Here is a 19,417-nt window from a genome sequence, read left to right as displayed (position 1 = left end):
CGGGTGTTCAGGCTTCGAGAAAAGCCTGGATCGCTTGCAGTTTCGTGTCATAGGGCGCACGCAGGCGCAGGTTCGAGGCGCCATCCTCACTCTGCCGGACCACCGCCTTGGCATGGGTGAAACGACGGAAACCATGTACACCGTGGTAGGCGCCCATGCCCGACGCACCCACGCCGCCGAAGGGCAGGGCGTCGATCGAGGCGTGGGTCATCACATCGTTGATCACCAGTGCTCCCGAGGTGGTGTGACGGGCGAAGGCCTGTTGCTGCGCCGGGTCGTCGCTGAACAGATAAGCCGCCAGCGGGCGCGGATGGGCGTTGATGTACTCCAGGGCCGCGTCGAAGCCGGCACAGGATCTGACCGGCAACAGGGGACCAAAGATCTCTTCCTGCATGATCTGCATCTCGTCGCTGGCACCCAACACCAGGTGCGGGGCAATCTTTCGAGTGCGGGCGTCGAAGTCCGGTTCCCCTTGCGGGGCCAGGCTGATCACCGTGGCGCCCTTGCGCCGGGCGTCGTCGAGCAGGCCGAGCAGGCGCTCGAAGTGCCGTGGGTTGATGATCGCGGTGTAGTCCGGATTGTTCTGCAGGGTCGGGAAGGTGCTGGCGATGAACGCTCGGCTGGCCGCGACAAACGCCTGTTGGTCCTGTTCGGCGATCAGCAGGTAATCCGGCGACAGGCAGATCTGCCCGGCATTGAAGGACTTGATGGTCAGGGTGCGTTGCACCGCCGTGGCGATATCGAAGCCTTCGGCGACCACCACGGGCGACTTGCCGCCCAGCTCCAGGGTGACCGGCACCAGGTTCTCGGCCGCAGCCCGCATCACATGGCGACCGACCGCCGTGCTGCCGGTGAACACCAGATGATCGAAGGGCAGGGCGCTGAACGCGGCGCCGACGCTGGCATCGCCGAGCACCACGCAGAGCTCGGAGGGTTCGAAGTACGCGGGAACCAGCTCGGCCAGCAGTTGCGAGGTGGCCGGGGTCAGTTCCGACGGCTTGAGCATCGCACTGTTGCCCGCAGCGAAGACCCCGGCCAGCGGCCCGAAGGCCAGGTTGATCGGGAAGTTCCACGGACTGATGACGCCAACCACGCCCAGTGGCTGCTGTTCGATCCAGGCACTCATGCCGGGGCCGGGACTTTCCACCGGCTCAGGCTGCATCCAGCTTTCCAGGTGTTCGGCCGAATGTTCGAGCATCTTCACCGTGGTCGCGAGGTCGGCCACCAGAGTCTGGTAGCGGCTGCGGGCGCCGAAGTCGGCCGCGATGGCCGTGGCGATCGCCCCGTGGTTGTCGCGGATCAGGCGGGCGGCGCGGGTCAGGCGGTCGCGGCGCCGTGCAGCGCTGGCCGGACCGGCGGCGAGGTGGGCGCGCTTCATGCCGCGCAGGATAGCGTCGAGGTCCTGGAGGGCCTGGTTGTCGATCATCATGATGCTCCACTGGCTATCTCGAAAAGATGCCGGCCATGCTAGGGGACTGGTGAGGCGTGCAGAAGTCAGGGTATTTTGCGTCTCATATAAAATTATTTATGGATGGCCCATGTCCCTTGTCCGTCTGCGGACCTTTATCGAGGTCTACCGGCAGCGCTCCATCAGCGGCGCGGCACGCACCCTCAGCCTCACCCAGCCGGCGGTTTCCCAGCATATCGCCGGGCTCGAAGCGGCCATTGGCCGGGCCCTGTTCGACCGTCAGGCGCGAGGCGTGGAACCGACCTCGGCGGCCCGGGAGCTGGCCGCCGACCTGGGTGACAAACTGGACCTGGCGGAGTCGGCCCTGGCCTCGGCACGGGCGCGTTCGGTGGAGCTGGCCGGGGCCTTGCAGATCATCGGCCATGCCGATTTTCTTGCCGAAGTGGTATCGCGTCAGTTGCGCCCGCTGCTTGAAGACGGCATTCGCCTGCGCATGCGCAGCGGCAACCACGAGCTGATCACCCGGTCGTTGGTGGAAGGCGAATGCGATCTCGGCATCTCTGCTCAGGCCCCGGACGATCCACGACTGCGTGGCGAACTGATGTCCAGCGACGAAGTGGTCGCGGTGGCGGCGCCCGCCGTGGTGCAGCGCCTGCTGGCTGGCGGGAGCCTGCAACAGGCGCTGGGCCGGGAGCCGCTGTTGGCCTACAGCCTGGAACTGCCGCTGGTGGACACCTGGCTGGCGCACAACGGCATCGAGCTGCCGGCGTCGATTCCGGCCGTGGCCGGGCAGGATCTGCGCACCTTGCGCACCCTGATGGTCGACGGTTTCGGCTGGAGCGCGTTGCCGGCCTATCTGTGCGAGGCGGCCATCGCCCGCGGTGAGCTGGCGGAGATTCCCGGCCCGGTCGGCCGCACCCGGCGTGATTACCACCTGCTCTGGACCCCGGCTGCGCTGCGCCAGCCCCGGGTCGCCCACGCCCGGCAGATCTTGCTCTGGCAGTTGCGCAACAACCCGCGCAGTTGAGCTGTCATCGACTATCCTCCTGACTAACAAGTAGGAAATTTCCGCGGTGCGATCGCGAAAAATTACCTTTCTGAAACCGAAAGTTACCTTTGTCCCGGGCAGTCGCCCTGTGCAGTCGTTTAGGCTCCGACCTTCGGATCTTTCCTGGAGGTCTGTAGTCATTGTTACGAGGATTGAAAAAGGAGAAACACATGCTCGTCCGGTCCCTGACCCTTGCCGCGCTGCTGGCCGTTGCCGGTCCGCTGTTCGCAGATGACAGCCCTCTGGATCTGGATGCGGGCCGGGCCCGTCCGCTGGTGGTGATCGCACCGACCAGCGCCGACCCGCTGCTGCGAAGTCTCAACGAGTCGCTCAAGGACCCGGCGACCCAGGCGGGCTTCAAGGAGCGCGGCCTGGTGCTCTACAGCGTGGCCGGGATGATCGGCAAGCGGGATGACAAGAACCTCGAGCAGCAGACCACCATGGCGCTGATCCGCCAGGTCAGCCGCGGCGCGCAGAACGGCACCCAGGTGACCCTGGTGGGCAAGGACGGCAGCAAGCATGTGCTGGAAAACGACGGGTCGCTGGATATGAACAAGATCTTCGCGGCGGTGGATGCGCTGCCGGCGGAGGAGAAGGCGATCAGCAAGCCGGAGGCGGAGGTGGCACCAGTGGCCGCTGATGCCAAGGCGGGCAAGGCGGATGCCAAGCCGGCGAAGCCGGCAAAACCCAAGGCACCGCCCAAACCGCTGGATGACTGAAACGCGGACCCTGTGGGAGCTGGCTTGCCAGCGATAGGGCCAGGCCTGACAACATCTTTGCCAGTGCCGGCCTCATCGCTGGCAAGCCAGCTCCCACAGGGTTTTGTGTCTGGCTTCTAAACGACTTAACCGAAACGCGCCGCGCTATACGGCGCAGGGTCAGTCAACGGCACCTCCCCACACATCATCTCCGCCACCAGCCTTGCCGTGACCGGCCCCAGGGTCAGGCCATGGTGGGCATGCCCGAAGTTGAACCACAGCCCTTGATGCCGCGGCGCCGGGCCGATCACCGGGCGCATGTCCGGCAGGCACGGGCGACGGCCGAGCCACGGCTGCCGGTCGACCCGTTCGCCCAGGGGGAACAGGCTGCGCGCGATCACCTCGCAGCGCTGCAACTGGATTTCATTGCCCGGATCGTCGCTGGCCGCGAACTCCACCCCCGTGGTCAGGCGGATGCCCTGGTCCATCGGTGCCAGTACGAATCCCGCCTCGACATCACAGATCGAATGCCTGAGCGGCATGCCCGGACGCACCTGGTAATGCATGTGATAACCGCGCTTGTTTTCCAGCGGAATGGCGTAGCCCAGTGGCTTGAGGACCTCGCTGGCCTGAGGGCCCAGTGTAATCACTACGTCCTTGGCATCGATCGGCCCGCGCTGGCTGCTGACCTGCCAGCCACCTTCGACCTGCCGCAGGCTGCGCGCATCGCCATGGATGAACTGCCCGCCACGCTGCACGAACAGGCGTGCGTAAGCGCGGACCAATGCCCCGGGGTTGCTCACCGTCTTGGGATCGAGCCAGTGAATGGCGCCGATTGCGGCCTGGCTCAGGCTGGGTTCCCGGGCATGCAGTTGCTGGCGGTCGAGCAGGTCGAAGGCCAGGCCGTAGGGGCCCAGGCTTGCCGCGTCGGCCTTGGCGGCCGCGAAGGCGGTTTCGTCCCGGTACAGCTCGACCCAGCCCTCGGCCCTGATCAGCGCCTGGGCACCGGCCGCATCGATCAACGGATCATGTTCGCTGACGCAGCGCTGCATCAGCGGCTGGATGGCCCGGGTCGCGTCGGCCAGCGGTGCCGGCGCGGAGTGCTGCCAGTAGCGCAACAGCCAGGGCGCCAGCTTCGGCAGGTAGCGCCAGTCGAAACGCATGGCGGACTGGCGGTTCAGGCTGTAGCGCGCCAGTGTCTTCAGGTCGCGGGGAAAGGCGTAGGGCGTCACGCTGGAACACTGGATCAGCCCGGCATTGCCATGGCTGGTACCGCTGCCGGGCTCGTCGCGGTCGATCAGCACCACTTGACGGCCGCGCGCTTGCAACTGCAGCGCGGTACTGACGCCGACGATTCCGGCACCGAGAACGAGGGTTTGGCAGTGCATGCGGGGACACCTCCAGTGTGATCAGGGTTGTTACAGACTTTGACAGATAGCGGTCATCCGGAGAAAGTCCACAGGTGGCTGTTCCCACTCCAAATCCAAGCAAGGGAGCTTCAGATGTCCGCACCTGCCCGACAGATTCCGTTCGCTGACCTGGTGAACCTGTTGCAGCGTATCTTCATTCGCAATGGTTGCAGCGACACGGTGGCCGCCGCGCTCGCCACCAACTGCGCCAGTGCCCAGCGCGATGGTGCCCATAGCCATGGCGTGTTCCGTATCCCCGGTTATCTCTCGACCCTGGGCAGCGGCTGGGTCGATGGCCGGGCCGAGCCGGTGGTCCGCGATGTGGCCAGCGGTTATGTCAGCGTCGATGCCGGCGGCGGTTTCGCCCAGCCGGCTCTGGCGGCGGCCCGCGAGTTGCTGGTGAGCAAGGCGCGCAGTGCCGGGATCGCCGTGCTGGCGATTCACAATTCCCATCATTTCGCGGCCTTGTGGCCGGATGTCGAGCCCTTCGCCGACGAGGGCCTGGTGGCCCTGAGTGTGGTCAACAGCATGACCTGCGTGGTGCCTGAGGGCGCACGACGGCCGCTGTTCGGGACCAATCCGATCGCCTTTGCCGCGCCCTGTGCGGGCGGGGCGCCGATTGTCTTCGATATGGCCACCAGCGCCATGGCCCATGGCGATGTGCAGATTGCCGCGCGCAAGGGCGAGTTGCTGCCCGAGGGCGTTGGCGTGGATCGCGAGGGCAGGGCAACGCGCGATCCGGCGGCGATTCTCGATGGCGGGGCGTTGCTGCCGTTCGGCGGGCACAAGGGCTCGGCGCTGTCGATGATGGTCGAGCTGCTGGCGGCGGCGCTGACCGGCGGGAACTTCTCCTTCGAGTTCGACTGGTCGCAGCATCCCGGGGCGAAGACGCCGTGGACCGGGCAACTGATCATCGTCATCGATCCGCGCCTGGCCCAGGGCGAGCGTTTCGCCGAGCGGGCGCGGGAACTGGTGGGGCAGATGGAGGCGGTGGGGGTGACGCGGATGCCGGGGGAACGGCGGTTCAGGGAAAGGGACAAGTCGGCGCGGGACGGGGTTAGCCTGACGTGGGAGGAGTGGACACAACTGCACTCCCTGGCCTGACACTGACCCTGTGGGAGCTGGCTTGCCAGCGATTGCTGTAGTGAATTCACCATCGCAATCGCTGGCAAGCCAGCTCCCACAGGGGGTGGCGGCGTTCTCCAGATCATGCGCGAGCGCACAAAACCCTTGCACCAAGGGCATGTTCCTGCGCCCTGACTCCGGGTATCCTCGACACACTTTGTTCGATTCATCCTCCCCAAGGAGTTGTGCGCTGTGTTCAAACATGTCGATGCCTATGCTGGTGACCCGATTCTGTCCCTGATGGAAACGTTCAAGACCGATCCGCGTGCCAACAAGGTCAACCTGAGCATCGGCCTGTACTACGACGCCGCTGGCGTGGTGCCGCAACTGGCAGCCGTGGGCGAGGCCGAGAAGCGCCTGGCCGACAAGCCCCACGAAGCCTCGCTGTACCTGCCGATGGAAGGCCTGGCCGGTTACCGCCAGGCGATCCAGAACCTGCTGTTCGGTGCCGACCACCCGGCGGTGACCGACGGCCGCGTCGCCACCGTGCAGACCGTTGGCGGTTCCGGCGCGCTGAAAGTCGGTGCCGACTTCCTCAAGCGCTACTTCCCCGAGTCGCAGGTGTGGGTCAGCGATCCGACCTGGGACAACCACCGCGCCATCTTCGAAGGCGCCGGGTTCAAGGTGAATACCTACCCGTACTTCGACCAGGCCACCCGTGGTGTCAACTTCGACGGCATGCTGGCGGCCCTGCAGACCCTGCCGGCCAACAGCATCGTCCTGCTCCACCCGTGCTGCCATAACCCTACGGGTGTCGACCTGAACCAGGCGCAATGGCAGCAGGTGATCGAGGTGGTCAAGGCGCGCAACCTGATCCCGTTCCTCGATATCGCCTACCAGGGCTTCGGCGAAGGCCTGGCCGAGGACGCCTTCGCCATCCGCGAAGCGGCCCGTGCCGGCGTGCCGTGCCTGGTCAGCAACTCGTTCTCGAAGATCTTCTCGCTGTACGGCGAGCGGGTCGGCGGCCTGTCGGTGGTCTGTGACGACGCCGCGACCCAGGCCAGCGTGCTCGGCCAGCTCAAGGCCACCGTGCGCCGCAACTACTCCAGCCCGCCGGCGTTCGGTGCGCAGCTGGTGGCTACCGTGTTGAACGATGCCGGCCTGAATGCCCAGTGGGCGGCGGAAGTGGAGCAGATGCGCCTGCGCATCCTCGACATGCGCCAGGGGCTGGTGGATGCCCTGGCGGTTTTGCTGCCGGGCCAGGACTTCTCGTTCTTCCTCAGCCAGCGCGGGATGTTCAGCTACACCGGCCTGAGCGTGGCCCAGGTGCGCCGTCTGCGCGACGAGTTCGGCGTGTACCTGATCGACAGCGGCCGGGTGTGCATGTCGGGGCTGCGTCCGGACAACCTGCAGCAGGTGGCTGAGGCGATCGCTGCGGTCCAGTAAGTCTTCTAGTGGCTTTTAGGGCCCTATCGCTGGCAAGCCAGCTCCCACAGGATTCGCGGGGCACGCGGTCTCTGTGGGAGCTGGCTTGCCAGCGATGAGGCCATCAGCAACACCGTCAAAACCTGCTGTCCATGCACCGCAAAGGTGCAACCATTCCTCGGACAGGGCTTTAAAAGTGCAACCTTTCAGCGCACAATCGCGCCCCTCTTTTATGGCCGGGGTGTGCTGAGGCGTCTATTCAGCCACTTCCGGCGCTGTTGCAGTCTTGCGAGTGGAGCTTCACCCGGAATGAACGAGCAGTCCCCGAGCGTTGAACAACGCTTCGAATCCACCCCGGCGGCGAGCCTTGCGCGCTGGGATCGTCATGACACCACCTGGATGCTCGGCCTGTTCGGCACCGCCATCGGCGCCGGTACGCTGTTCCTGCCGATCAACGCCGGCCTCGGCGGTTTCTGGCCGCTGCTGATCCTGGCGCTGCTGGCCTTCCCGATGACCTATTACGCCCACCGCGGCCTGACCCGCTTCGTCCTCTCCGGCCGCAACGACGGCGATATCACCGAGGTGGTGGAAGAGCACTTCGGCCTGAGCGCCGGGGCAATGATTACCGTCCTGTACTTCCTCGCCATCTTCCCGATCCTGCTGATCTACTCGGTGGCCCTGACCAACACCGTCGGCAGCTTCCTGGAGCACCAGCTGCATATCCAGCCGCCACCGCGGGCGCTGCTGTCGTTCGTGCTGATCCTCGGCCTGCTGGGCATCGTGCGCTGCGGCGAGCAGGCCACGGTCAAGGCCATGAGCCTGCTGGTCTACCCGTTCATCGTCGCCCTGGCGTTCCTCGCGGTGTTCCTGGTGCCGCACTGGAACGGCGGGATCCTCAGCACCGCCGGCGATGTGCCGAGCGGCGGCGCCTTCCTGCATACCCTGTGGCTGGCGATCCCGGTGATGGTCTTCTCGTTCAACCACTCGCCGATCATCTCGGCCTTCGCCGTTGCCCAGAAACGCCGCTACGGCGCCCACGCCGACGAGCGCAGCGGGCAGATCCTGGCCCGCGCCCACCTGCTGATGGTGGCGATGGTGATGTTCTTCGTGTTCAGTTGCGTGCTGACCCTGTCCCCGGCGCAACTGGCCGAGGCCAAGGCACAGAACCTGTCGATCCTGTCGTACCTGGCCAACCACTTCAGCAACCCGACCATCGCCTTCGCCGCACCGCTGATTGCCTTCGTCGCTATTGCCAAGTCGTTCCTGGGGCACTACATCGGTGCCAGCGAGGGCCTGAAAGGGATCATCCTCAAGACCGGCAAGCGCCCGGCGGCCAAGACCCTGGACCGGGTGACCGCTGCGCTGATGCTGGTGGTGTGCTGGATCGTCGCCACCCTCAATCCGAGCATCCTCGGCATGATCGAGTCGATGGGCGGCCCGGTGATCGCGGCGATCCTGTTCCTGATGCCGATGTACGCCATCCGCAAGGTCCCGGCGATGCGCAAGTACAGTGGCAAGGCGTCGAATGTGTTCGTGGTGGCGGTGGGGCTGGTGGCGCTGTCTTCCGTCGTCTATTCGCTGCTGCCGTAAGCCGAGCGCATAACCCCTGTGGGAGCTGGCTTGCCAGCGATAGGGCCCTATCTGACAATATCTTTGTCATTGATGGCCTCATCGCTGGCAAGCCAGCTCCCACAGGGTTTTGTGGTGACTTGTCGGTTTTTGTACGACACGATTGTCCACAAAAAACGTCCGACAATTCAACAATTTGCATTCCCCCATAGGTGCCAGCGCACTTTCATGCTTAACTCTGGGTCCTTTCAATCCCCGAACAAGGACTCCGCTCATGGCTCAAGTGACTCTCAAAGGCAACCCGGTTCAAGTCAAAGGCGAACTGCCGAAAGCTGGCGCCCAGGCTCCGGCCTTCTCGCTGGTTGGCGAAGGCCTGGCTGACAAGTCGCTGAAAGACTTCGCCGGCAAGCGCAAAGTGCTGAACATCTTCCCGAGCGTCGACACCCCGACCTGCGCCACCTCCGTGCGCAAGTTCAACGCCCAGGCCAACGACATCGCCAACACCGTCGTGCTGTGCATCTCCGCCGACCTGCCATTCGCCCAGGCCCGTTTCTGCGGCGCCGAAGGCCTGAGCAACGTCCAGAACCTGTCGACCCTGCGCGGCCGCGAGTTCCTGGAAACCTACGGCGTGGCCATCGCCGACGGCCCGCTGGCCGGCCTGGCTGCCCGTGCGGTCGTGGTCCTGGACGAGAACGACAAGGTCCTGCACAGCGAACTGGTTGGGGAAATCGCCGAAGAGCCCAACTATGACGCCGCCCTGGCCGTCCTGAAGTAAGACGCTCTGGCAACACCTTGAAACGGCCTGGCTTAGTCCAGGCCGTTTTTTTTAGCTACAAGCTTCAAGCCGCAAGCTGCAAGTAAAAGCAGGCGCGGCGCTGGCGGGCTCTTTCTTATGGCTTGTGGCTTAAAGCTTGAAGCTTTTCCATTAAAGTTCAGAAACTTGGCAACGTCAGTAATCAGTAAATTGCCGGTAAAGGCGCTTTGCTAAAACGTCTCGAGTGCTTATCGTTCAGCCTCCTTAAAAGTTTCCTGCGTACTCATGGTCGAGAACCCGATGCAATCTTCCTCCCGTTCTTCCCGCCGCTGGCTCTTCAGCCTGTTGATTCTGCTGGTCATTGCCGGCCTGTGCTGGTGGCTGTGGCCCAGCGCGCAGACCCCTGCCACGCCGACTGCCCAGGGTGAGGCCAAGGGCCATCCCGGCGGGCGCCGCGGGGCCATGGCCGGTGCCGGCGGCGGGCGGCCGGGCTTCGGCACGTCCACCGCCAGCGTGCCAGTGCGCGTGGCACCGGCCACGGTCGGCGACTTCCCGGTCTACTACAAGGCCCTGGGCACCGTGACCGCGACCAATACGGTCAACGTGCGCAGCCGGGTGGCGGGGGAGCTGGTCAAGGTCCACTTCAAGGAAGGCCAGCAGGTGAAGGCCGGCGACCTGCTCGCCGAGATCGACCCGCGCAGCTACCAGATCGCCCTGCAGCAGGCCGAAGGCACGCTGGCGCAGAACCAGGCGCAACTGAAGAACGCGCAGATCGACCTGGCCCGCTATAAAGGCCTGTACGCCGAAGACAGCATCGCCAAGCAGACCCTCGACACCCAGGCGGCCCTGGTTGCGCAGTACGAAGGCACGATCAAGACCAACCAGGCGGCGGTCGGCGACGCGAAGCTGAATCTCGACTTCACCAAGATCCGCGCCCCCATCGCCGGTCGCCTCGGCCTGCGCCAGCTCGACCTCGGCAACCTGGTGGCCGCCAACGACACCACCGCCCTGGTGGTGATCACCCAGACCCAGCCAATTACCGTGGCCTTCACCCTGCCGGAAAACGAACTGGACACCGTGCTCACCCGCTTCCGCAGCGGTGCGCCGCTGCCGGTCGAGGCCTGGGACCGTGGCGACACCCGTCAGCAGGCTACCGGCGTGCTGGCGAGCATCGACAACCAGATCGACATCACCACCGGTACCCTGAAATTCAAGGCGCGTTTCGAGAACCGGGACGAAGCTCTGTTCCCCAACCAGTTCGTCAACGCCCGCCTGCTGGCCGACACCCTGAAGAACGTGGTGCTTGCGCCGTCGGCGGCGATCCAGTTCGGCAACAACGGCACCTTCGTCTACGTGATCGACGACGAAAGCAAGGTGCATATCCGCAACCTCAAGGTCGGTGCCAGCGATGGCGAGCAGACCGTGGTCAAGGAAGGCCTGGCCAAGGGCGAGCGGGTCGTGCTGGAAGGCACCGACCGTCTGCGCGACGGCACCAAGGTCGATGTGGTGGACGATCCGGCCAAGGTCCCGGCCACCCCCGGCCAGCACCTGCAGGGCCAGGACAAGCCTGAGGTTTCCGAAGCCCCGGCCACCACCACCAAGGCTGGCGCATGAACCTCTCGCGCCTGTTCATTCTCCGCCCGGTCGCCACCACCCTGAGCATGCTGGCCATCGTCCTGGCCGGCCTGATCGCCTACCGGCTGCTGCCAGTGGCGGCGCTGCCCCAGGTGGATTACCCGACCATCCGGGTCATGACCCTGTACCCGGGCGCCAGCCCGCAGGTGATGACCAGCGCGGTGACCGCGCCGCTGGAGCGCCAGTTCGGGCAGATGCCAGGCCTGGAGCAGATGGCCTCGACCAGCTCCGGGGGCGCCTCGGTGCTGACCCTGCGCTTCAGCCTGGAAATGAACATGGACGTCGCCGAGCAGCAGGTCCAGGCGGCGATCAACGCCGCCAGCAACCTGCTGCCCAGCGACCTGCCGGCGCCGCCGGTGTACAACAAGGTCAACCCGGCGGATACCCCGGTGCTGACCCTGGCGATTTCCTCGAAGACCATGCCGCTGCCCAAGCTCAACGACCTGGTCGATACGCGCATGGCGCAGAAGATCGCCCAGATCAGCGGCGTCGGCATGGTCAGCATCGCCGGCGGCCAGCGCCAGGCGGTGCGGATCAAGGTCAACCCCGAGGCTCTGGCGGCCGCCGGGCTGAACCTGGCCGACGTGCGCACCCTGATCGGCGCCTCCAACGTCAACCAGCCCAAGGGCAACTTCGACGGCCCGACCCGGGTGTCGATGCTCGATGCCAACGACCAGCTGCGTTCCCCCGAGGAATACGCCAACCTGATCCTCGCCTACAACAACGGCGCGCCGCTGCGCCTGAAGGATGTCGCCGAGATCGTCGACGGCGCCGAGAACGAGCGCCTGGCCGCCTGGGCCAACCAGAACCAGGCGGTGCTGGTGAATATCCAGCGCCAGCCCGGGGCCAACGTGATCGAGGTGGTCGACCGGATCAAGACCCTGCTCCCGGAAATCACCGACAACCTGCCGGCCGGCCTCGATGTCACCGTGCTCACCGACCGCACCCAGACCATCCGCGCCTCGGTGCGCGACGTGCAGCACGAACTGCTGTTCGCCATCGCCCTGGTGGTGATGGTCACCTTCCTGTTCCTGCGCCGTCTCAGCGCGACCCTGATTCCGTCCATCGCCGTGCCGCTGTCGCTGATCGGCACCTTCGGCGTCATGTACCTGGCCGGTTTCTCGATCAACAACCTGACCTTGATGGCCCTGACCATCGCCACCGGCTTCGTGGTGGACGACGCCATCGTCATGCTGGAGAACATCGCCCGGCATATCGAGGAAGGCGAGACGCCCATGCAGGCGGCGCTCAAGGGCGCGCGGCAGATCGGCTTCACCCTGATCTCCCTGACCTTCTCGCTGATCGCGGTGCTGATCCCGCTGCTGTTCATGGCCGATGTGGTCGGGCGGTTGTTCCGCGAGTTCGCCATCACCCTGGCGGTGGCGATCCTGATTTCCCTGGTGGTGTCCCTGACCCTGACCCCGATGATGTGCGCGCGCCTGCTCAAGCGCGAGCCCAAGGAAGAGGAGCAGAGCCGCTTCTACCGCGCCAGCGGTGCCTGGATCGACTGGCTGATCGAACATTACGGCCGCGGCCTGCAATGGGTGCTCAAGCACCAGCCACTGACCCTGCTGGTGGCGGTGGCGACCCTGGGCCTGACCGTGCTGCTGTATATCGCCGTGCCCAAGGGCTTCTTCCCGGTGCAGGACACCGGGGTGATCCAGGGCATTTCCGAAGCGCCGCAAGCCACGTCCTTCGCCGCCATGAGCCAGCGCCAGCAGGAACTGGCAGCGCTGATCCTCGAAGACCCGGCGGTGGAGAGCCTGTCGTCCTATATCGGTGTCGATGGCGACAACGCCACGCTCAACAGCGGGCGCTTGCTGATCAACCTCAAGGCCCACGGCGAGCGTGACCTCACGGCCGCCCAGGTGATCGCCCGCCTGCAACCCAGGGTCGACCGTCTCAGTGGCATCCGCCTGTTCATGCAGCCGGTGCAGGACCTGAGTATCGAGGACCGGGTCAGCCGCACCCAGTACCAGTTCAGCCTGTCGTCGCCGGATGCCGCGATGCTGTCGGAGTGGAGCGACAAGCTGGTCCACTCCCTGCAGCAGTACCCGCAGCTCACCGATGTCGCCAGCGACCTGCAGGACAAGGGCCTGCAAGTGTTCCTGGTGATCGACCGCGACGCCGCCAGCCGCCTCGGCGTGACCGTTTCGGAAATCACCAACGCCCTGTACGACGCCTTCGGCCAGCGGCAGATCTCGACCATCTACACCCAGGCCAGCCAGTACCGCGTGGTGCTCCAGGCCGAAGCCGCCTCGACTCTTGGGCCCAAGGCGCTGGACGGCATCTACGTCAAGACCACCGCCGGCAGCCAGGTGCGCCTGTCGGCCCTGGCCAGGGTCGAGGAGCGCCAGGCGCAACTGGCGATCGCCCATATCGGCCAGTTCCCGGCGGTGATGATGTCGTTCAACCTGGCCGAGGGCGTGTCCCTGGGCGAGGGCGTGCAACTGATCGAGCAGGTGCAGAAGGACATCGGCATGCCGCTGGGCGTGCAGACCCGCTTCCAGGGCGCGGCGGAAGCCTTCCAGGCCTCGCTGTCGAGCACCTTGCTGCTGATCCTCGCCGCCGTGGTGACCATGTACATCGTGCTGGGCGTGCTCTACGAGAGCTACATCCACCCGGTGACCATCCTCTCGACCCTGCCGTCGGCGGCGGTGGGCGCCTTGCTCGCGCTGATCCTCAGCGGCAACGACCTGGGGATGATCGCCATCATCGGCATCATCCTGCTGATCGGCATCGTCAAGAAGAACGCGATCATGATGATCGACTTCGCCCTGGAGGCGGAGCGCAACCAGGGCATGGACCCGGAAAAGGCCATCTACCAGGCGGCGCTGCTGCGCTTCCGGCCGATCCTTATGACCACCCTGGCGGCGCTGTTCGGTGCGCTGCCACTGATGTTTGCCAGCGGTTCCGGCGCCGAGCTGCGCCAGCCCCTGGGCCTGGTGATGGTCGGCGGCCTGGCCCTGAGCCAGATCCTCACCCTGTTCACCACTCCGGTGATCTACCTGTACTTCGATCGCCTGTCGCGGCGTTTCAACAAGCGCGAAGTCGTGGGAGAGCCGGTATGACCTGGCAGCAGCAAGCTTCAAGCTGCAAGCGGCAAGAGAACCGGGTAATGGCGGCTGTTCGCGTACTTTCTTGCGGCTTGAAGCTTGCCGCTTGGAGCTGCCATTGAACCTCTCCGGACCCTTTATCCGTCGCCCGGTGGCGACCATGCTCCTGAGCCTGGCAATCATGCTCCTGGGGGCGGTGAGCTTCGGCCTGCTGCCAGTGGCGCCGCTGCCGAAGATGGACTTCCCGGTGATCGTGGTCTCGGCCAGCCTGCCCGGGGCCAGCCCCGAGGTGATGGCGGCCACCGTGGCCACGCCGCTGGAGCGCAAGCTCGGCACCATCGCCGGGGTCACCACCCTGACCAGCAGCTCCAGCCAGGGCTCGACCCGGGTCATCCTCGGCTTCGACCTGGACCGCGATATCGACGGTGCCGCGCGGGAAGTGCAGGCGGCCATCAACGCCGCGCGCAACCTGCTGCCCAGTGGCATGAAAAGCATGCCTACCTACAAGAAGATCAACCCGTCGCAGGCGCCGATCATGGTGCTGTCGCTGACCTCGGACGTTTTGCAGAAAGGCCAGCTCTACGACCTGGCCTCGACCATCCTGTCCCAGAGCCTGTCCCAGGTGAGCGGGGTAGGGGAGGTGCAGATCGGCGGCAGTTCGCTGCCGGCGGTGCGCATCGAGCTGCAACCGAAAATGCTCGCCCAGTACGGCCTGGCCCTGGACGACGTGCGCGCCAGCGTGGCTGCGGCCAACCAGCGCCGGCCCATGGGCTTCGTCGAGGACCCGGAGCGCAACTGGCAGGTACGGGCCAACGACCAGCTGGAAAAGGCCAAGGACTACGAACCGCTGGTGATCCGCTACCAGGACGGCTCGGTGCTGCGCCTGAGCGATGTGGCCAAGGTCAGCGATGGCGTGGAGAACCGCTACAACAGCGGCTTCTTCAATGACCAGGAAGCGGTGCTGCTGGTGATCAACAGGCAGACCAACGCCAACATCATCGAGACCGTGGCGCAGATCAAGGAACAGTTGCCGGCACTGCAGTCCCTGCTGCCGTCCAGCGTCACCCTGAACATCGCCATGGACCGCTCGCCGGTGATCAAGGCGACCCTCAAGGAAGCCGAGCACACCCTGCTGATCGCCGTGGTCCTGGTGATCCTGGTGGTGTACCTGTTCCTCGGCAATTTCCGCGCTTCGCTGATCCCGACCCTGGCGGTACCGGTGTCGCTGGTGGGCACCTTCGCGGTCATGTACCTGTGCGGTTTCTCGCTGAACAACCTGTCGCTGATGGCGCTGATCCTCGCCACCGGCCTGGTGGTGGACGATGCCATCGTGGTCCTGGAGAACATCTCCCGGCATATCGAGGACGGCCAGCCGCCAATGCGCGCGGCCTATCTGGGCGCCAGCGAAGTCGGCTTCACCCTGCTGTCGATGAACGTCTCGCTGGTGGCGGTGTTCGTTTCCATCCTGTTCATGGGCGGCATCGTCAACGCGCTGTTCCGCGAATTCTCCATCACCCTGGCGGCGGCCATCATCGTCTCCCTGGTGGTGTCCCTGACCCTGACCCCGATGCTCTGCTCGCGCTGGCTCAAGCCCCACGACCCGGCTGCCGGGCAGACCCGCCTGCAACGCTGGAGCGAGCGGGTCAACCAGCGCATGGTCGCCGGCTACGACCGCAGCCTGGGCTGGGCCCTGCGCCACAAGCGCCTGACCCTGCTCAGCCTGTTCGTCGCCATCGGCGTGAACATCGCCCTGTACGTTGTGGTGCCCAAGACCCTGATGCCGCAGCAGGACACTGGCCAGCTGATGGGCTTCGTGCGCGGTGACGACGGCCTGTCGTTCAGTGTGATGCAGCCGAAAATGGAGATCTACCGCCGCGCCTTGCTCGCCGACCCGGCGGTGCAGAGCGTGGCCGGCTTTATCGGCGGCAACAGCGGCACCAACAATGCCATGGTGCTGGTGCGCCTGAAGCCGATCAAGGAGCGCAAGCTGTCGGCCCAGCAGGTGATCGAGCGCCTGCGCAAGGAAATGCCCCTGGTCCCGGGCGGGCGCCTGTTCCTCCAGGCCGACCAGGACCTGCAACTGGGCGGCGGCGGCCGCGACCAGACCACGTCCCAATACCTGTACACCCTGCAAAGCGGTGACCTGACCGCCCTGCGCACCTGGTATCCGAAGGTGGTCGCCGCCCTGCGTGCGCTGCCCGAGCTGACCGCCATCGACGCCCGCGACGGCGGCGGCACCCAGCAGGTGACGCTGGTGGTCGACCGCGACCAGGCCAAGCGCCTGGGCATCGACATGAGCATGGTCACCGCAGTGCTCAACAACGCCTACAGCCAGCGGCAGATCTCGACCATCTACGACAGCCTCAACCAGTACCAGGTGGTGATGGAGATCAACCCGAAATATGCCCAGGACCCAAGCACCCTGGAGCAGGTCGAGGTGATCACCGCCGACGGCGCGCGCGTGCCGCTGTCCACCTTCGCCCATTACGAGAACACCCTGGCCGATGACCGGGTCAGCCATGAAGGGCAGTTCGCCGCCGAGGATATTTCCTTCGATATCGCCGAAGGCTACGCCCCTGACGCGGCCCTGGCCGCGGTGGAGCGGGCGGTGGCGGCGGTGGGCCTGCCCGAGGACGTGATCGCCAAGCTCGGCGGTACCGCCAATGCCTTCGTAAAGACCCAGCAGGGCCAGCCACTGATGATCCTCGGCGCGCTGGTGCTGGTGTACCTGGTGCTGGGCATCCTCTATGAAAGCTACATCCACCCGCTGACCATCCTCTCGACCTTGCCGTCGGCCGGGGTCGGCGCCTTGCTGACCCTGTACGTCACCGGCGGCGAGTTCAGCCTGATCTCGCTGCTGGGGCTGTTCCTGCTGATCGGCGTGGTCAAGAAGAACGCGATCCTGATGATCGACCTGGCCTTGCAACTGGAACGTCACCAGGGCCTGGGCCCGGAGGAGTCGATCCGCCGCGCCTGCCTGCTGCGCCTGCGGCCGATCCTGATGACCACCCTGGCGGCGATCCTCGGTGCGCTGCCGCTGCTGCTGGGCAGTGCCGAAGGTTCGGAAATGCGCCAGCCGCTGGGCCTGACCATCATCGGCGGCCTGGTCTTCAGCCAGGTCCTTACGCTCTACACCACCCCGGTGGTCTACCTCTACCTGGACCGTGCACGCCATCGCTTCAACCGCTGGCGCGGCGTGCGCACCGATGCTGCCCTGGAAACCCCGCTATGAGCCAACGTCCGTTTCTTTCCGATCCCTCGCTGATGCGCCTGCTCGGTGCCCGTGGCTCGCGCCTGCTGGCGGCCGGCCTGTGCGTGGCGATGCTCAGCGCCTGCACCCTGAGCCCGGACTACCAGCGCCCGGCCATGGACACCGATGTGCCGTTCAAGCACGCCGAGGGCTGGACCCAGGCCACGCCGTCCGACGCCCTGGCGCGCGGCGCCTGGTGGGAGCTGTATGGCGATGCGCAGCTCAACGGCCTGGTCGCCGAGCTGAATGCCAACAACCAGACCGTGCGCCAGTCCGAAGCCCAGTACCGCCAGGCCCAGGCCCTGGTGCGCAGCTCGCGGGCGTCGTTGTTCCCGAGCCTGAGCCTGAGCGCCAGCAAGAACCGTTCGAGCCAGGGTACCGGCAGCTCCAGCTCCAGCCTGAGCAACAACAGCAGCGGGATCCGCGATACCTACAGCACGCAACTGGGGGTGAGCTGGGAAATCGACCTGTGGGGCAAGTTGCGTGAAGGCCTGAATGCCAACGAGGCCAGCGCCGAGGCGAGCTTTGCCGACATGGCGTCTATCCGCCTCAGCCAGCAGTCCGAGCTGGTGCAGAACTACCTGCAACTTCGGGTGATCGACGAGCAGAAGCGCCTGCTCGAAGCGACCCTGGCGGCGTACCAGCGCTCGCTGAAAATGACCCAGAACCAGTACCAGGCGGGGGTGTCCGGCAAGGACGCGGTGGCCCAGGCGCAGACCCAGCTCAAGAGCACCGAAGCGGACCTGGTGGACCTGGTCTGGCAGCGCGCCCAGTACGAGAACGCCATTGCCGTGTTGCTCGGCAAGCTGCCGGCGGAGTTCTCCCTGGCGGCCACCGACAGTATTCCGGCCTTGCCGCAGATCCCGGTGTCGCTGCCGTCGCAACTGCTGGAGCGGCGTCCCGACATCGCTGCCGCCGAGCGCAATGTCATGGCGGCCAATGCCAATATCGGCGTGGCCCGGGCGGCGTATTTCCCGGACCTGAGCCTGAGCATGAACGGCGGCTACAGCAGTAGCAGCTTCAGCAACTGGATCAGCCTGCCGAACCGCTTCTGGTCGGTGGGGCCGAGCCTGGCCATGACCCTGTTCGATGCGGGCAAGCGTTCAGCCGAGGTGGACCGTACCGAAGCGGTGTATGACCAGACCGTGGCGCAATACCGCCAGACCGTGCTGGACGGCTTCCGCGAGGTGGAAAACTACCTGGTGCAGCTCAAGGTATATGGCGATGAAGCGCTGGTGCGCCAGCAAGCGCTGGAGTCGGCAAGGGAATCCCTGCGCCTGACCGAGAACCAGTACAAGGCCGGCTTGATCGGCTATCTGGATGTGGTGAATGTGCAGACCACGGCGCTGAGCAACGAGCGCAGCGTGCTGAACCTGCTGCAGGGCCGGCTGGTGGCCAGTGTCCAGCTGATTGCTGCACTGGGTGGTGGCTGGGATGGGCAGATGGCGGCGGCCGAGGACTAGGATACCTGTGGGAGCCGGCGTTGCCGGCGATGAGGCCCTCAGCCAGCGCCTCAAGCCGCCGAACTGATCCCCACCGGCAGCCCACCCTCGATCGCCCCCAGCAACATGCTTTCCATCAAGGCCAGCCGCTGCGCCTGGGGTGCTGCCGAGTTCTGCAGCCAGCCCGGCAGGCTGTTGAGCAGGCTCGCCACCACCTGCGCCGCAGCCTCCAGGGCCGCTCCGTCGAGGCGGCTGGAGGGCGCGATCAGCTCGAGCAATCGCGCCTCATATTCCCTGCGCATTCCGGCTATCAACGCCTGCTGCTCTTCGCTCAGGCAACACAGGTCGCGCTCCGCCAGGCGGAACTGCAACGGCCGTTCCCCATGCAACTCCCAATGGGCGCGGATCACCGCCGACAAGCGCACGGCCTTGCCCCGGCCTACCGGGTGCAAGGTCGCCAGCAGTTCCTCATACAGCTCCTCGATCAGGTCGAACAACAAGTGCTGCTTGCTCGGGAAGTGGTGGTACAGCGAGCCCGCGGTCAGGCCCACATGGGCCGCCAGCTCGCGCATGCTGACCTGGCCGAACCCCTTGAGGGCGAAAAGCTCGAGGGCCTTGTCGCGGCGTTCTTCGTAGTCGGCGCAGGTCCTGGGCATGG

The 19,417-nt window shown here is 65.6% G+C and carries 13 protein-coding genes; 10 read left to right on the top strand and 3 right to left on the bottom strand.

Annotated elements, in window-relative coordinates:
- Nucleotides 1-7: 7 nt before the first annotated feature.
- The gene (locus AC2CQI_RS08125; protein ID WP_484579826.1) at nt 8-1,429 is read right to left on the bottom strand and encodes a coniferyl aldehyde dehydrogenase; all 1,422 of its coding nucleotides are present in this window, start codon (nt 1,427-1,429) and stop codon (nt 8-10) included.
- Nucleotides 1,430-1,538: 109 nt separating this feature from the next.
- On the opposite strand from AC2CQI_RS08125, the gene AC2CQI_RS08120 reads away from it, so the two are divergent.
- Both AC2CQI_RS08120 and AC2CQI_RS08115 read left to right on the top strand, forming a co-directional pair.
- Complete coding sequence (locus tag AC2CQI_RS08120; RefSeq protein WP_484579825.1) at nt 1,539-2,435, top strand: LysR family transcriptional regulator; 897 nt, start codon at nt 1,539-1,541, stop codon at nt 2,433-2,435.
- A 191-nt stretch (nt 2,436-2,626) separates the two neighbouring features.
- Entirely contained in the window at nt 2,627-3,175 is a 549-nt protein-coding gene (locus AC2CQI_RS08115) for a DUF4174 domain-containing protein (protein ID WP_484579824.1), read from the top strand.
- 125 nt (nt 3,176-3,300) lie between these two features.
- On the opposite strand, the gene AC2CQI_RS08110 is transcribed toward AC2CQI_RS08115, so the two are convergent.
- A complete protein-coding gene (locus tag AC2CQI_RS08110; RefSeq protein ID WP_484579823.1) occupies nt 3,301-4,542 on the bottom strand; it encodes an NAD(P)/FAD-dependent oxidoreductase in 1,242 nt (413 codons plus the stop codon).
- Nucleotides 4,543-4,656: 114 nt separating this feature from the next.
- On the opposite strand from AC2CQI_RS08110, the gene AC2CQI_RS08105 reads away from it, so the two are divergent.
- The 8 genes from AC2CQI_RS08105 (at nt 4,657) to AC2CQI_RS08070 (ending at nt 18,780) form a co-directional block, all read left to right on the top strand.
- Entirely contained in the window at nt 4,657-5,667 is a 1,011-nt protein-coding gene (locus tag AC2CQI_RS08105) for an Ldh family oxidoreductase (protein ID WP_484579822.1), read from the top strand.
- A gap of 213 nt (nt 5,668-5,880) precedes the next feature.
- Complete coding sequence (locus tag AC2CQI_RS08100; protein WP_484579821.1) at nt 5,881-7,074, top strand: amino acid aminotransferase; 1,194 nt, start codon at nt 5,881-5,883, stop codon at nt 7,072-7,074.
- Nucleotides 7,075-7,362: 288 nt separating this feature from the next.
- On the top strand, nt 7,363-8,643 hold the full coding sequence (locus AC2CQI_RS08095; RefSeq protein WP_075801725.1) for a serine/threonine transporter: 1,281 nt from the start codon (nt 7,363-7,365) through the stop codon (nt 8,641-8,643).
- Nucleotides 8,644-8,896: 253 nt separating this feature from the next.
- The gene (tpx, locus tag AC2CQI_RS08090; RefSeq protein WP_075801726.1) at nt 8,897-9,397 is read left to right on the top strand and encodes a thiol peroxidase; all 501 of its coding nucleotides are present in this window, start codon (nt 8,897-8,899) and stop codon (nt 9,395-9,397) included.
- 264 nt (nt 9,398-9,661) lie between these two features.
- Nucleotides 9,662-10,990: an MdtA/MuxA family multidrug efflux RND transporter periplasmic adaptor subunit gene (locus tag AC2CQI_RS08085; protein WP_484579820.1), complete on the top strand. Its 1,329-nt coding sequence runs from the start codon at nt 9,662-9,664 to the stop codon at nt 10,988-10,990.
- Nucleotides 10,987-14,082, top strand: coding sequence for an MdtB/MuxB family multidrug efflux RND transporter permease subunit (locus AC2CQI_RS08080; protein ID WP_075801728.1), 3,096 nt, complete (start codon nt 10,987-10,989; stop codon nt 14,080-14,082). Before AC2CQI_RS08085 ends, AC2CQI_RS08080 begins: the two co-directional genes overlap by 4 nt.
- Before the next feature lie 103 nt (nt 14,083-14,185).
- A complete protein-coding gene (locus AC2CQI_RS08075; RefSeq protein ID WP_075801828.1) occupies nt 14,186-17,299 on the top strand; it encodes an efflux RND transporter permease subunit in 3,114 nt (1,037 codons plus the stop codon).
- On the top strand, nt 17,296-18,780 hold the full coding sequence (locus tag AC2CQI_RS08070; protein ID WP_484579819.1) for an efflux transporter outer membrane subunit: 1,485 nt from the start codon (nt 17,296-17,298) through the stop codon (nt 18,778-18,780). Before AC2CQI_RS08075 ends, AC2CQI_RS08070 begins: the two co-directional genes overlap by 4 nt.
- 50 nt (nt 18,781-18,830) lie before the next feature.
- Here the strand turns inward: AC2CQI_RS08070 and AC2CQI_RS08065 are convergent, their stop codons facing one another.
- Complete coding sequence (locus AC2CQI_RS08065; protein ID WP_075801730.1) at nt 18,831-19,415, bottom strand: TetR/AcrR family transcriptional regulator; 585 nt, start codon at nt 19,413-19,415, stop codon at nt 18,831-18,833.
- Nucleotides 19,416-19,417: the final 2 nt, after the last annotated feature.

Source organism: Pseudomonas sp. P2S-1 (genome assembly GCF_057197725.1).
The sequence above is the reverse complement of the archived record's forward strand: the minus strand, read 5'-3'. Positions and strand labels throughout refer to the sequence as shown.